Raw genomic sequence first — 15,379 nt, forward strand, 5'->3', positions numbered from 1 at the left:
AAGTGCAGAGCCAGAAGCTAATGATTTCCCCTCCCCCTCCTCTTCTCCCCTTGCTCCCCTTTCCTTCTCCTTGTCCCTAATATTCAAGGTAATAAACTCTTAAGGCTCCATCCGGCAACTACCCCAATAAAAAATGCCCAGAGTTGACCTGTTTTCAAGATATGGTTCCAAGTTCTGACAAAATCAGCAACAATATCCACATCCACTTGTTGAGCTAAAATCGGGGCTTGGGTTATCAAGTCTAAACTGTGATAAAAACTATTAACTCCATCAATAGGATTCAGTATCAGAACCGTGATCATCAAGATTACCTCCGTTGTTGGGTTGAACTTGCAACACCACAAGGGTCATATCATCTCCATTTCGATTTCCTGAACCAATAAATTGTTGAACTTGTTCAAACAAATATTCCAGAATCAATTGGGGATTTCTACAATTTTGACACGCCCAATGAAAAGCTTTACTAAGATTTTCCTCATCAAAGCGATCGCCCCGTTGATTCATAGCATCGGTAAATCCATCCGTATAATAAATTAGGGTATCCCCAGGAGAAAGTTGGATTTGAGCTTCATAATAGCAACTATCCGCATCTAAACCAATCAACATTCCCAGAGTATCTAACCGTCGAATAGTATTCGTTGCTACTTGCCATAATAACGGGGGATGGTGAGCGGCATTGCTATAGGACAACATTCGAGTTGCCGGATCATATTCTGAATAGAATAACGTCACAAAGCGGTTAGAGTTTTCTAAATCCGCATACATGACTTGATTCAAATGCCCCAAAATTTGAGCCGGAGAATGGCGGTTTAGAACTTCAGCCCGCAGCATTCCCCGTGTCATGGTCATAATTAAACCCGCCGGAACTCCTTTACCCATGACATCCCCAATCACAATACTCCAGCGTTCATCCTGATGAATAGAGGGATGATCACCCCGTTTGTCAAAATTAGAGGGAATAAAATCATAATAATCCCCACCCACTCGGTTAGCCGTTTGACATTGGGCAGCAATATCTAAACCGGGGATAGTCGGGCATTTTCGAGGTAGTAATTGTAACTGAATTTCTGCCCCAATTTCTAACTCTCGATCTAAGCGTTCTTTTTCCCGCAGGGATGTTGCTAACTCATCATTAGCGATCGCAACGGCGGTTTGATCCGCGACTAATCGAATTAATTTTTGACGGGTCGGTGTCCAAACGTAATTGGCATCATGACTAAAAACATATAGCCGTCCCCGTTCCGTATTATTGACCAAAATTGGTGTGCCAAATAGCTGCACATCAGAACCCAGGTAGCGACTCACCTGATAATCTAAATTCGCTGTATAGGTTTGTAAAGCCGATTCAGACAAGTCTCCCAGGCTGGTTTTTGGCATCAACGAGATTTGTCGGGTCACAGTTTCAATTGCTTGTCGAATATCTTGACACTGGCGTCCTTCCTGACAATGGAGCCGTTGAAATCGGACTTGTCCGTTGGGTTTAAATAGGACTAATGCTCCCCCATCGGCATCTGTTACCCGACTGGCTACTAAGGGAGTTAACTCTAAAAATTGATTCAGGTTGTTGAAGCTACGCAGGGCATACCCCAAGGAACTTAACAACTCGTTCACGTTTTGCTGTTCTCGATGCAAACGCGCCACCAGTTCTTTCAGGGTGAAAACTGGTGTGGTCTCTGGTGTTGCAGAACCCGAAATCGAGTCAGCAAATTGATCGGAGCGTCTGGGTAGGGGCAAGGCTGTCATGTTCAGTTTGAGGGAACAGGGAACAGGGAACAGGGAGCAGGGAGCAGGGGGAGCAGGGGGAGCAGGGGGAGCAGTGACCGCAGGGGAGAAATAATTAATTTCTGACTTCTGACTGCTGACTGCTTCTTTGCACTCTGCACATTCTTCCCTCACACTTTACATCTTTCATATCTCTACCCACTTAAGAGGGCTTCAATGAACTCGTAGCTGGAAAAGGGGCGCAAATCTTCGATACTTTCCCCAACTCCGATAAATCGAATCGGTAAGCCGAGTTGTTGGACAATCGCTAGGGCAACACCACCTTTAGCAGTTCCATCAAGTTTTGTCAAGACCACCCCACTGAGTTGAGCAACTTCAGAAAAAACTTCCGCCTGTCGTAACCCATTTTGGCCCAAGGTAGAATCTAAAACTAATAATGATTGTATTTTGGCTTCTGGGGCGCGTTTATCAATCACTCGACGGATTTTATTGAGTTCCTCCATTAAATTCTTTTTATTTTGCAAGCGGCCGGCTGTATCAATAATTAATAATTCTGTATTTCGGGCTCTGGCTGCTTCAATGGCATCATAAACCACCGCCGCCGGATCGGTATTTTTTCCGGGGTTCGCCACGACTTCAACGCCACTGCGATCGCCCCAAACTTTCACCTGATCAACGGCTGCTGCTCGAAAGGTATCTCCAGCAGCAATTAAACACCGATAATCGGATTTTTGGGCTAAATGGGCAATTTTGCCAATCGTTGTGGTTTTCCCGGCTCCATTGACTCCGGTGACTAACCAAATATTTAAGGTATCTTTCTCTGGTGCAAAGGTAATGGGATACCCCTTTTCAAAGGGTTCTTCTAAAATTCCCCTTAAAATTTGTTTGAGATAAGCGATCGCTTGTTCTGGGGGTAAGGCTTCTTGGCGGAGTTTACTTTGTAACGCTTCAATCACGCGATCCGTTGCGGCTACACCCACATCCGCTTGTAATAGCATGGATTCAATTTCATCAACAGCTTGTTGATTTAAGGGGCCTTGACCAACAATCGCTTTTAATTGGTTGAGTAAGTTGCGTCGTGTCCGTCCTAACGCTTTCCAGAGTTTCTGTAACCAGGTAATTTCTTCTAAAGCAACTTCATCGGGACGACGACCTTGATCCGCTAAGACCTGGGCCGACCACATAAACATCTCATCAAACACCATTCCTGCGTTTGAGGATGCCGTTTCGCTGGGTTCGGGTTCTTCTTCCTCAATGGCGGTTTCTTTTAACCGTTCCACCCTGGCTTGACGTTCCGTAGCTGCTGTTGCCCAAAATGGCAAGGGTTCGGACGTTTCTAGGGTTTCTGACTGAGTTGTATCGGTTTGAGGGGTGACAACGGGTTCGGGTACTTTTACGTCCGTTTCAGCTACTTCTACAACCGTTTCAATACTCGCTTCCGCCTCTGGTATTTCTGGGGTTAAAACCGTTGGTTCAACTTCCGGCTCTGTGATAGCTTCGGGTTCAGGTTCAGGTTCAGGTTCGGGTTCAGGTTCAGGTTCGGGTTCGGGTTCAGGTTCGGGTTCCTGTTGTTTTTGAATATTTTGATAAGCCGCTTTTGCCCACTGTAAATAATCTTCAGCAATTTGAGGTGCGGGTGGAGACGCGCTCGTCTCTACGGCTGTTTCAGTCGGTTTCTCTACCTTTTCAGGTTCAGATTTAACCTCTGGTTGTGACTCCTGAGTTTGATCCGTTTTTTCATTAAATTGACGACGAAACCAATTAAATACCATAGGATTTATTTAATATTTGTTGGCTGGAATCAGTTATCAGTTATCAGTTATCAGTTATCAGTTATCAGGATAAGAGGGAACAGTTTGGGTTTTGAGAAATCCCCCTGAAATTATGATAGCTGTTGACGGTTAACTCTCAACTGTTAATTCTGGAACAGTCGTTTTTAATTTATCGACAAATCGACGTAGAACACCATTAATAAAGCGATAACTTTCTTCATCGCTGTAGCGTTTTGCCAGTTCAATCGCTTCATTAATTGCCACTTGTTCTTTTAAGTTTAAATACATTAATTCGGCAACGGCAATTCGTAAAATATCTCGATCAATACGGGCGAGTCGATTCAGTTGCCAATCTACCATAGCATCGGTTAACAACTGATCAATTTCAGCTTTATGGCTATTGACTTGAATTAAAATATCAAGGGCATAATCCCGGACTTCTTGTTGATTTGCCAGTTGAACTAATTCCGGTAATTCCAGGGCGGTACTTAAGCGATTAATCGCGCCTTGAACTAATTCAATGGCTTCATGTACCATCGCTCGTGCAATGTCTAAATCATTCGCCCGAATTTGGCTTCCTAAAAGGCGATCGCTACTGCGTTGTAACTCAGAAACAGCCGTTTCTAAAGATTCTTGACCTTCAGCAGTCAAGGTTCTGACAGCAGCAATTAAAACATCATGTAATTCTTGAGGTTCTAGGCGCTCTGAAGTTGCTGGGAGTTGACTAATTCCCAGTAAAGCGAGTTCACGAGCAGTACGACGAGCTTGCATAAGTTTAAGAATTTAAGAATAAGGAATAGGGAACCACAACATTAAAGAAGAATCCCTGAAAATTCAGGAAAAATTTAGAATTTTTCACACTTTAATGAGTGTAAAAACTTGAAATTGGAATCACCACTTTAGTCTAGTCAAAAAAATAAGGGGTTATTATTAGGGAATTTTCCCCAACCCTTGAACGTTTAATGAATCTAAACTCTAATCCGTTAATTTTCACTAATCCCAACGCCCTCATCTTCTAGGACAATAGATTGCAATCTATTTTCGCTGGGAAGAAGGGGTTCTAATTTAGGATTGGGTTTAGGAGGAAGAGCTTTTACCGATGAGGATGTTGAATTAACAATCCCACCAGATACGATAATTTTAAACGCATCTTCTACTGAAAGAGTGAGGTTGAGTACCTCATGTTCTGGAACAATAGCATACCATCCACTGGTGGGGTTCGGGGTAGTGGGAATAAACACACTCACCATTTCCTCAGACAATTCTGACTGGATATCGCGGTTGACCGAACCCGTTACAAAAGCCAGTGACCAAACTCCTCGACGGGGATATTCAACTAAAACCACACGACGAAATTTATCATTAGAATCTCGTAAAAGGGTTTCTAAAAGTTGTTTGAGAGTTTTGTAAACCGAACCCGCTAAGGGAATGGCTTGTAAGATTTTTTCGCTCACAGCCAAAAGCCACTGTCCAGCAATATTGCGAGCCATTAAACCGATAAATAATATCCCTAACAGGGGTACTGCCAACCCGACCAAAACATTAAGCAGGTTGACTAAAATCGGATGCAAACCATCAAAGGGATTAATTTGCTTAGGAATGCGGGTCAGAAACTCAATCACAGAACTGGAGATGGTGATGGTCAACCAAATCGTGGTTGCCAAAGGAATCACGACCAACAGACCTGCAATCAAGTCATTTTTTAAGTCCTGCTTCAAGCGTTGGAACACAGAGCGTCCACTCTCCTGTTTATCTAAGGGGCTGATACTTATTGTTAACGATTGTAAAGAATCATTGCAAGTACAAGCATTGTACCCAGGCTCCTCAACTCGGTCTGTACCACAAAATGGGTTCAAATCGATTTAAAAGGGTTGAGAGATAATTTATTTATTATGTCAGCTTTTGTATATTCTGAAACAAAAGTCGGTTTTCTCGTCAACTTCTGCGGCTTTCTGGTTTCAAAAGTCCTCCTCACCTTTTGTTCTTCCCGACAACCGACACCCAAATTTAACCACAAAAAAACGCCCTCCTTTCGGAGAGCGTCTTTTGTTAGCGTGGGTTAAAAATTAACCGTTGATAGAAGGGGCAACTAAAGCCACAGGAGTCAATGCACCGGATGCTAAATCTAAGGGGAAGTTATGGACGTTGCGTTCGTGCATGGCTTCAATCCCTAAGTTGGCACGGTTGATCACATCCGCCCAGGTATTGATCACGCGACCTTCTGAATCCAGTAAGGACTGGTTAAAGTTAAAACCATTCAGATTAAACGCGAAGCAAGCCACCGCCAGAGACGCACACCAGATGCCAACGACAGGCCAAGCGCCTAAGAAGAAGTGTAAGCTGCGGCTGTTGTTGAAACTGGCATATTGGAAGATTAAACGTCCAAAGTAACCGTGGGCTGCAACAATATTGTAGGTTTCTCCTTCTTGACCGAATTTGTAACCACAGTTTAAAGATTCGTTTTCGGTGGTTTCACGAACTAAAGAAGAAGTCACTAACGATCCGTGCATTGCACAGAATAAAGCACCACCAAAAATTCCCATTACACCCAACATATGTAAGGGGTGCATTAAAACGTTATGTTCGGCTTGCAGAACGAGCATAAAGTTGAATGTGCCGGAAATTCCCAGGGGTAAACCATCGGAGAAAGAACCTTGACCGATGGAATAAATCAGCAACACCGCAGTTGCAGCCGCCACAGGAGCACTATAGGCAACGGCGATCCAAGGTCTCATTCCTAAGCGATAGGAGAGTTCCCACTCTCGACCCATGTAACAAAAGATGCCGATCAGGAAGTGAAAGACAATCAATTGGTAAGGGCCACCGTTATAAAGCCATTCATCGACGTTAGCGGCTTCCCAGATGGGATAAAAGTGCAAACCAATTGCATTGGAACTCGGTACCACCGCAGCCGAGATGATGTTATTTCCGTAGAGCAGTGAACCGGACACGGGTTCGCGGATGCCGTCGATATCAACGGGGGGTGCAGCAACGAAAGCCAGAACGAAACAGATGGTAGCAGCAAGCAGAGTTGGAATCATCAGAATCCCAAACCAACCCACATAGAGGCGGTTTTCGGTGCTGGTGATCCAGTTGCACAACCGCTCCCATGGGTTTCCTCTTAACTGCTGTTGAATGGTTGTTGTCATTGGAGTTATGTATTGCGTATGTATTTTTCGAGGTTCGGTGTCTCGTTATTTGGTTTTATAACCATATAGTTATAATAACCTACTGTTAAAGATTTGTCGAGCCGTTTATATTAATATTTCCTTGTATTGAAGTTTTTTATATTAAAAAAAGTAATATGATTGCACACCCGACACCCTACTTAACAGGCAAGATGCCTGTTCCACGCTATACCATTTCTTCCAGTTCCTTACCTCGTGTTTCCTTGATGAGTAGGAGAACAAAAAATAGAGAAATCGCCGCCGCCGTTGCATATAAACCGTAAGCAAACCCTAACCCCACATCCTTGAGGGGCGGAAACGTTGTGGAGACAACGAAATTAGCGATCCATTGGGCTGTAGCTGCCACGGAAAGAGCGGCACCGCGAATCCGATTATTAAACATTTCTCCTAACATCACCCACACCACCGGCCCCCAAGAAAAGCCGAAACAAAAAACGTAGATATTCGCAGCGAATAGGGCAATGAGTCCAGCGTTTCCGGTTAAATTGGGATTTCCAGCCGCATCTAGGGGCGCACTTCCAAACACAGTCGCCAGAGTTCCTAACGTGATGGTCATGCCAATCGAACCCAGAATCAATAACGGTTTGCGGCCAAACTTATCCACCACAGAAATAGCAACGAGGGTAGTAATAATATTGGTCACACTGGTAATTACCGTAATCCACAAAGAATCCTGTTCAGAAAAGCCCACAGCTTGCCACAACACACTGCTGTAATAGAAAATTACGTTAATTCCCACTAACTGTTGCAGCACCGATAACCCTGTTCCGATCCATACCACAGGTAATAGTCCGTGACGACCCAGCAAATCTGACAATCGAGGCTTGGTTTCTCGCACCACCGAAGCCCGGATTTCCATCACTTTAGTTTGAGTATCTCCCCCAACCACTCGCGCTAAGATCACCTCAGCTTCTGCTTCTCGACCTTGAGCGACTAAATAACGGGGAGATTCAGGAATTTTCAATGATCCAATTCCGTAGAGGATAGCCGGAGGGATCTCTGTCCAAAACATCCAACGCCAAGCCGGAATATTAAACCAAAACGGGGCTTCGGCACTTCCAGCCCCTAACGCAATAAAATAGTCACAAAGTAACGCGGCAAAAATACCGATCACAATCGCAAGTTGTTGGAGAGAACCGAGGCGACCCCGCAGATGGGCTGGTGAGACTTCTGCAATATAAGCTGGAGCAATTACACTCGCCGCCCCAACGGCTAACCCGCCCACTAATCGCCAAACCATGAAATCCCAAATGGTGAATGCAATACCAGAGCCCACCGCACTCATTAAGAACAGTCCAGCAGCCGAGATCATGACTTTAATTCGTCCGTAGCGATCAGCGATCTGGCCCGCAAAGAAGGCTCCGACGGCTGACCCCAATAAAGCAGAAGAGACTGCCAATCCGATTTGTGAACTATTGGCTTGAAACTCTTTCCCTAATGCTCCGACAGCACCATTAATGACGGCGGTATCAAAACCAAATAAGAAACCGCCAAGGGCTGCCACAATTGCCAGCATCAGCACATAATAAGCACTGGGTTGATTTAAAGCAGGAGGATGGTGAACCGTCATTTTTTTTGTTAAGGTTCATTAATTTGTGGCTATAGAAATATTGTTTCAGTTCCACAGGTAGACGCACATCAATCTTTAGACTTATCTTTCTGAAACCTATCTTTTTCTTTTGGTGAAGAAATATTAGCAATTCTCAGTGATACCCAACTTCGAGAAAATATTATTAACAATGCTTTTGTCTGCGCCCAACAATAGGATTAGGATGAGATGGAAGTCATGCTATTGAGAGAGGAAAGGCTCAACGATGATAGTTTACCTTATAAAAGAAATGATTGGTCTATCATACTATCTGCTCTGGAAATGCGCTCTCATGGCTGGAAGAGTGCATTTTTATTGTGAATTTATCTTAAATGAAAGGGTTATTTTAAATTCAGAAAATGATTTAAGGCAAGAACGACTTTTGGGGGCCATCGTCTAACGGTTTTCACCCAATCAATATTTTTATATCGGGGATCAAGTCCAACTACAGCTACCCAATTACTTTCCGCTTCTCCGGGTTTTCCCATATCCCATAAACAGGCGGTTAATGCGGCTCGCATATCGGCAAAATTGGGATATTTCCGCACTAAATTTTTCATGATTTTAATCGCTGCTTCTGGTTGTCCGACTTGATATAATGTTAAGGCATAATTGGCACGGGCAAAGGAATAGTTTTTATCTAAATCACTGGCGGTTTGATAATCTAAAAGCGCTTCTTCCCATTTTCCTAATCCTGCTTCAGCATTCCCTCGATTATTATAGGCGATCGCATCATTGGGGTTTATTTCTAAGACTTTATTATAGTCTGCAATCGCTTTTTCCCATTCTCCTAATCCTTCATAGGCGACTCCTCGGTTTAAATAGGAATCAGGAAAATCAGGTGCTAATTCTAGGGATTGATTATAATCAGAAATCGCTTCATGAAGTTTATTTTGACTGACTCTAACATTGCCTCGGTTACTCCACATCGCCGGATTTTGGGGATATTGATTAATAATTTCTGTCCAGTAGGTTTCTGCTTGAGCAAATTCACCGGTTTGAGTGGCTGTAAACGCTTGCTGAAGCATCCCATCCAAAGTGGAAGACAGGGGTAGATTTTCGGCCCACAGAGGGGCGACATTTCCCCAAGTCAGGACGAGGATACTCAATAATAGAGTTAAACTCAGGCAAAATTGGCGAATTTTAGGCATGAACTGAAATAAGCAAGCTGAAATAACACCATTGTACTCAAAGGGGGGGTAAAATCCTTGCTGAAGGATGGGGTAGTCCGTGGACTGTATTTACACACCCTATGGGGAATTTTATCCTTTTCAGTGCCATCTCGTGAGACAATAAGATGTTAACTCTTAAATGAATAAAGGTTTAACAAGACAATATGGTCGCTAAAATTCAGTTTTCAAGAGGTATTGATGAAGATGCAATTCCTGATGTGCGCCTAACTCGTTCACGAGATGGGAGTCAAGGAACAGCAACATTTTATTTCCTCAATCCTAAAGCATTAGCGGATGATTCTACGGAAGAAATCACGGGAATGTATATGATTGATGATGATGGGGAAATCATAACCCGTGAGGTTAAAGCTAAGTTTATTAATGGAAAACCTACGGAAATTGAAGCGATCCATTTAATGAAATCTCCCGAAGAATGGGAACGTTTTATGTTGTTTATGAAACGTTATGCAGAAGCGAATGGGTTAGAATTTAGTAAATCCTAATTTCTCAGGAGTTAGAAGTTAAATTCTATAAGAAATAGAGAAAGTTTGGCTTCTAACTTCTCATCGTTGTTGTTCTGGATCTACAGTTTATGAATTCAACCATTCCTCATCCAGATAGTTCAGAAATCCAGGTTAATTGTGCTGTAATTACAGTCAGTGATACTCGCACTCCAGAAACGGATAAAAGCGGCCAATTAATTCAGCAGTTTTTACAGAATGCAGGTTATCCTATTCGGCATTATCAAATTGTTAAAGATGAACCGACGGAAATCACAGAATTATTGAAAACCTTGTGCCAAATTCCTGAACTGGATGCTTGTATTTTCAATGGGGGTACGGGAATTTCACCGCGAGATACCACCTATGATGCGATTGAGACATTATTAGAAAAAACCTTACCTGGTTTTGGGGAAATTTTTAGAACCTTGAGTTATGCTGAAATAGGCTCAAGGGCGATGGCTTCTCGTGCTGTTGCTGGCGTTTGTCAAGGAAAATTAATTTTTTCAGTTCCAGGGTCTTCTAATGCAGTGAAGTTAGCAATGGAACAATTAATTATACCCGAATTAGCTCATTTAGTTAAAGTATTAAATCAATAGAAATTTTGTTTCTGAAGTCTATCTTTTTCTTAAATTTAATATGAAATCCTTCAATCGACGCTACAGATTATAACCCTAAACCCCACATAGAGACGCGCCTGGGCGAAGCTATGCCGAAGGCTATTGGCGCGTCTCTACACAATACGGATGCGTAACAAACATTTAAGGATTTCATATAAGATTACCTTCTCAAGCAACACGGGTATAAATACTTTTTCCCTGACCAAAATAAGAATCGTAAACGTGCTGATATACCTCTTGACATTTCTGCTGATATAATTCCGTTGAGTAACGCTGGGGTAAGCGATCTAAAATCTCCTCAACTGTTAGTTGTACCGCCGCACGGGTTCGCTGTCGCTTGCGCCAGTCCAACACCAATTTTTCCCGTTTGAGGGTTTCTAATAACTGTTGGGCGACCTTCTTAACGTCTTGCTTTTCCTTTTCCGTTAAATCAATATCGGGTTTGGTTAGTAAATCCAAAATTGCTAATTCTTCCTCTTCCAGATTTTCCGAAATCGCCCGTTGATCTTCAATATTTAATTCTTGGGCAAATTCTACTAAATCTTGAAAGAACGTTTCGATATTGCGACAGCCTGCATTATAGTCATCAATCATTTGCTGAAACTTGTTTAAATAATTCATCCGGCTTTTATTAAGATTAACCATCTGGGTTAGCTTGATGCTAATTTGTCCTTTAAGTTTTTCGGCTTCCGTGCGTTGATAACCTGTGGCAAATTTAGCCTTCAATGCTTCAAAATCAATTTGACTTAAATCGATGATTTGTTCTGATTCAGAAATCACATATTTTAAAGTTCCAATGGATTGATCTAAAATTTCCTCAACGGTTGCTTTGACGTCTGAAATGTCTACTTTTGGTGTTTGAGAAAGAATACACTCCCTAATCATGATTAATAGATACTGCATTGAGGTAAAATCATCAGCAATGGGATCAGGTAGAATTGCTTTATATAGTTTAATTACATTTCTAACGAGGGCAAAATAACGCTGTTTGGATTCCTCATTAATTAGAATAGCTTCTCCTGCATCACAGATTAATTTAATGCGTTCAAATACTGGTGCAGATTGCAGTTTTTCTAAATTAATTTCTCGTTCTGTACAAAAATTAGTCGCTTCTAATATTGCCTTTCGCAACTCTTCTATTAATGCCGTTTTTGCTTGTACTGGGGTGTCTCCGTCTTGGACTCCTCCGCCAGAAGCTGAACCATAAATGGCTAGGGCTTTTTGCAAGTTACGAAACACGCCAATATAATCAACAATTAACCCATTAACTTTATCTTTAAATACCCGATTTGCCCTGGCGATGGTTTGCATAAGGGTATGGTTCAACATGGGTTTATCGAGGTAAATGGTTGAACAACTGGGAACATCAAATCCGGTAATCCACATCGCACAAACAAACACAATTCGCAGGGGATGATCTGGATCTTTGAATTTTTCGTCTAACGCTTCATTCACTAACCGTTTCCGGTGGGGTTGAATATCTAAATTTTTCTTCTGAAACGCTTCTACTTCATTTTGAGATTGAGAAATGATCACCGCCATATCGGTATTTTGCATATAATTAATCCTTGCTTCCAGACCTTCTCGTTTTGGGGCTTCTGCGGTGTCTAATTGAATTTGCAAGGTGGTTAAATGTTGTTGCCAATATGCCTGTACTTTGTTGTACATTTTAACGGCTGTAAAGCGATCAATGGAAATCACCATTGCTTTTCCTTGGTGTCCCCGTCCTAAAAAATGAGTAACAATATCTTGGGCAATTGTTTCTAACCGTTCATCACGGGTAATTAAATGATATTCCCGCGAAAATTCCCGTTCTAATTTAGTTTCTGCTTCTTCCTCTAAATTAGCAGATTCTATCGCGTAGGCAATATTTTCATTCAGGTCTGTATTCGTTAGTTCTAATTGTGGGATGCGGTTTTCATAAAATAGCGGAACAGTGGCGTTATCTTCAATGGATTGTTTAAAATTATAAACACTAATATAATCGCCAAACTCTCGTTTAGTGGTTTCTTCTCCAATCATTAAGGGTGTACCTGTAAAGCCAATAAATCCAGCGTTGGGTAAGGCTTTTCTCATATTTTTTGCAAAGGTATCATATTGGCTGCGGTGAGCTTCATCAGCGATAACAATCACATCTTCTCGGTCGGAAAGTTGTGGATAGTTTTCGCCTTTAGCGGTGCGGAATTTCTGAATTAATGTAAAAATATAACGGTGATCTTCTTGTAACAGTTGTTTTAAATGTTCCGCACTTTTCGCCCTGACTTCTTTTTCGGGTTCGGTAACTGCGCCTGTTTTGGCGAAATTTTTATAAATTTGGTTGTCTAAATCATCTCTATCAGTGATCACAACAAACGTCCAATTACCCGTAATTTGGCGATGAACTTTTTGGGAGAAAAATTGCATGGAGAAGCTTTTTCCGCTTCCTTGGGTATGCCAAAATACCCCTAAACGTCCTTGATTTTCACGAATTTGTTTAACGGCTTCTATGGCATTATTAACACCGAGATATTGATGATTTTTGGCGACAAGTTTAACAATTTGCCCTTTTTCTTCACTAAATAAGGTAAAGTTTTCGATAATATCTAATAATTTAGGTTTCTCACAGGTTCCCCGAATCATAGTATCAAGAGAAATTATCCCTTCTTCCCCTTCTGAGTTGATTTTTTTCCATTCGGCGAAGTGTTCCCAATGGGCGGTAACGCTACCAATACGGCTTTCTGACCCATTGGAAAGGATAACAATTCCGTTATACCAGAACAGTTGAGGAATGGTGTTTCTATAATCGCATAAGTTATTCTGATAAGCTAAATCTAAGCGTTTATAATGGGCTTTTAATTCAATAAATAATAGGGGAATTCCGTTTATAAAACCAATTAAATCAGCGCGGCGAGTGTACATTTCCCCCGATACCCAGAATTCAGAGGCGAGGAAAAAGTTGTTTTCCGTTGGGGTTTTCCAGTTAATAATTTGGACGTTTTCGGTAATTTCTTCGTTGTCGGTGTTGCGGTAGGTGACGTTTACGCCATCTTTGAGGAGTTTATAAATTTCGCGGTTAGCGTTAGCAAGGCTTAAGGCGTTTCTATCACGAATGAGTTCTTCTATGGCGAGGTTAATAACTTCGGTTGATAGGGTTGGGTTGAGTTTTTCTAAGGCGGGGCGGAGTTTGGAAATTAGCACAACTTCGGTTTTGGTTTCTCGTCCTAATGTGCTGTTATTGCCGATTTTTTCATGGTAGCAATTGGCGGTGGTATAGCCGAGTTGTTCAAAAAGTTTAATGGTTTCGAGTTCTAGGGCGGTTTCTGAGTCTGGGTTAAGCATGGGAATTTTAGGGGTTATAGCAATCTGCGTGTTCGAGGGGGAAATTGTAATATTTTAGGGTAAGGGTGGTGTCCAAAGTCCGTCAACTTAACCCACGTTAGCCCTGAACTCAAGTTCGGGCTAATAGCGATCGGCATCTAAAGATGACTAAAACTGTTCTTTATTAACCCGTTTTAACGGGTTTTAGCTTTTAGCCTGAAATTTATTTCAAGGCTTTTGAGGTTAAGTTAACGGACTTTGCGTCCTTCCCAAACCTCTTGGTTTTTTTGATGTTTCTCTGACTTTGATATTATTCAAATAGCTAATTTTGCAAGGGTGGGTTATGGATGGAGTTTGTTGGTGGAATTGATCTATATTATATGAGGTTAGGCAGCGATTTCTCCGGTTTTGATGTCGAGGTTTTCTACGTCTATTTCACCGGAGATGAGTTTGGGGAGGAGTAGGTCGCGGGTTTGGCGGAGGTTATCGTTTTTAGATTGTAATAATTCAATTTGAGAAAAGACATCCGAAATAAAACTTGCAAATTCTTTTTGAATTTTAGGATCAGATACAATAATTTTGAGATTGTTTAATATAGTCAAGGTCAGAAACTTGGTTGCTGCTCCAGTAGAAATACTTTTTAGGTGATCTAATTGCGCTTGTATAGCGAAATATAAGTAATAATTTGTAACTAATTTTGAATCTAAAGTACGAATAACATAGGTTCTCTGATATACGTCAAATTTACCTTTAAAATATTTGATATGGAATATTCCATTTGCATTATTACCCGCTAGCAAAACACATTCAGTATTAAAAGAATAGGTATCTGTTCTTAATATATCTTGAGAGCAAGTAAAAAAAGGATAACTACCATTATGTTTAGCTGCATTAGAATTCAGCTTTCCAGTTTGGAACGATACAAGTTTACCTAAAAGTACAACTTCCCAACCTTCAGGAATTAAACCCAATTCTGAATCAACCATTTTGACTTGTTCGTGTCCGGGGAAACGGAAGTTAACGAACCATTCACGGTAGAGCGATCGCGCCATTTCTTCTAATATCTTAATTCGTCGTGTATTGTTTTCGATTAGGTCATCATAAGTTGAGAGAATAGCAGCAATTTTGCGTTGTATTGGGAGAGGTGGAAACCTAACAGGGATTGTATGAATATGGTTTCTGTTCAATGTTGGATTTGCTGCACCACAATCATACTGCTCTAAATGTAGAGTTTGAAGGAAATAGTATGCAAACTTTTCATGGTTTCCGTGAAAATCTTTTACCCAAAGCGTAGTGTCAGTCGGCCAAAAATCCTGAGTAGCAAAAAAAACCGTACCCAGGGTTCCTTTTCTACCTATAACAACACCAGGAGCTTTCACTTTAAAATCGCTATGTTTACCACCAAAGCCAGATGAAAAAATTACATCATATTTTCCAGGTGTTAATTCTTTCTTGGTGATATCAAAGCCTCTTTGAAAGGTAATTAATTCACCTAGATTTGCTTCTTTCCAATTCATTAA

Annotated in this window: 12 protein-coding genes; 2 read left to right on the plus strand and 10 right to left on the minus strand. The window is 41.6% G+C overall.

All coding sequences use genetic code 11. The features are described from left to right. Positions 1-83: 83 nt before the first annotated feature. From PL9214_RS20680 to PL9214_RS20715, 8 genes are all read right to left on the minus strand, one after another. Entirely contained in the window at positions 84-302 is a 219-nt protein-coding gene (locus PL9214_RS20680; protein ID WP_083580112.1) for a hypothetical protein, read from the minus strand. After that, positions 271-1,743 carry a GAF domain-containing SpoIIE family protein phosphatase gene (locus PL9214_RS20685; RefSeq protein ID WP_072721160.1) on the minus strand — a complete coding sequence of 491 codons (1,473 nt, stop codon included), beginning with the start codon at positions 1,741-1,743 and terminating at the stop codon, positions 271-273. Before PL9214_RS20685 ends, PL9214_RS20680 begins: the two co-directional genes overlap by 32 nt. 173 nt (positions 1,744-1,916) lie before the next feature. Next, positions 1,917-3,494: a signal recognition particle-docking protein FtsY gene (gene ftsY, locus PL9214_RS20690; RefSeq protein WP_072720645.1), complete on the minus strand. Its 1,578-nt coding sequence runs from the start codon at positions 3,492-3,494 to the stop codon at positions 1,917-1,919. 129 nt (positions 3,495-3,623) lie between these two features. Beyond that, positions 3,624-4,265, minus strand: a complete 642-nt coding sequence (gene nusB, locus PL9214_RS20695) for a transcription antitermination factor NusB (RefSeq protein WP_072720646.1) — start codon at positions 4,263-4,265, stop codon at positions 3,624-3,626. Between the two features lie 212 nt (positions 4,266-4,477). Further along, entirely contained in the window at positions 4,478-5,224 is a 747-nt protein-coding gene (locus PL9214_RS20700; RefSeq protein WP_072720647.1) for a DUF502 domain-containing protein, read from the minus strand. A gap of 336 nt (positions 5,225-5,560) precedes the next feature. Beyond that, complete coding sequence (gene psbA / locus PL9214_RS20705) at positions 5,561-6,643, minus strand: photosystem II q(b) protein (protein WP_072720648.1); 1,083 nt, start codon at positions 6,641-6,643, stop codon at positions 5,561-5,563. A 205-nt stretch (positions 6,644-6,848) separates the two neighbouring features. Beyond that, positions 6,849-8,252: a sugar porter family MFS transporter gene (locus PL9214_RS20710; RefSeq protein ID WP_072720649.1), complete on the minus strand. Its 1,404-nt coding sequence runs from the start codon at positions 8,250-8,252 to the stop codon at positions 6,849-6,851. A 359-nt stretch (positions 8,253-8,611) separates the two neighbouring features. Beyond that, positions 8,612-9,421 carry a tetratricopeptide repeat protein gene (locus PL9214_RS20715; protein ID WP_072720650.1) on the minus strand — a complete coding sequence of 270 codons (810 nt, stop codon included), beginning with the start codon at positions 9,419-9,421 and terminating at the stop codon, positions 8,612-8,614. Between the two features lie 185 nt (positions 9,422-9,606). Here PL9214_RS20715 and psb28 point away from each other — a divergent pair, with 185 nt between their 5' ends. Together psb28 and PL9214_RS20725 are read left to right on the plus strand one after the other, a co-directional pair. Further along, positions 9,607-9,945 (plus strand): photosystem II reaction center protein Psb28, encoded by a 339-nt coding sequence (gene psb28, locus PL9214_RS20720; RefSeq protein ID WP_072720651.1) that lies wholly within the window; start codon positions 9,607-9,609, stop codon positions 9,943-9,945. Positions 9,946-10,034: 89 nt separating this feature from the next. Next, complete coding sequence (locus PL9214_RS20725; RefSeq protein ID WP_072720652.1) at positions 10,035-10,541, plus strand: MogA/MoaB family molybdenum cofactor biosynthesis protein; 507 nt, start codon at positions 10,035-10,037, stop codon at positions 10,539-10,541. 189 nt (positions 10,542-10,730) lie between these two features. Here PL9214_RS20725 and PL9214_RS20730 read toward each other — a convergent pair whose 3' ends face one another. Continuing rightward, on the minus strand, positions 10,731-13,880 hold the full coding sequence (locus tag PL9214_RS20730) for a type I restriction endonuclease subunit R (RefSeq protein WP_072720653.1): 3,150 nt from the start codon (positions 13,878-13,880) through the stop codon (positions 10,731-10,733). Positions 13,881-14,245: 365 nt separating this feature from the next. Continuing rightward, the gene (locus PL9214_RS20735) at positions 14,246-15,376 is read right to left on the minus strand and encodes a restriction endonuclease subunit S (protein ID WP_072720654.1); all 1,131 of its coding nucleotides are present in this window, start codon (positions 15,374-15,376) and stop codon (positions 14,246-14,248) included. Between the last annotated feature and the right edge of the window lie 3 nt (positions 15,377-15,379).

This window comes from Planktothrix tepida PCC 9214 (assembly GCF_900009145.1).
Taxonomy (GTDB): domain Bacteria; phylum Cyanobacteriota; class Cyanobacteriia; order Cyanobacteriales; family Microcoleaceae; genus Planktothrix; species Planktothrix tepida.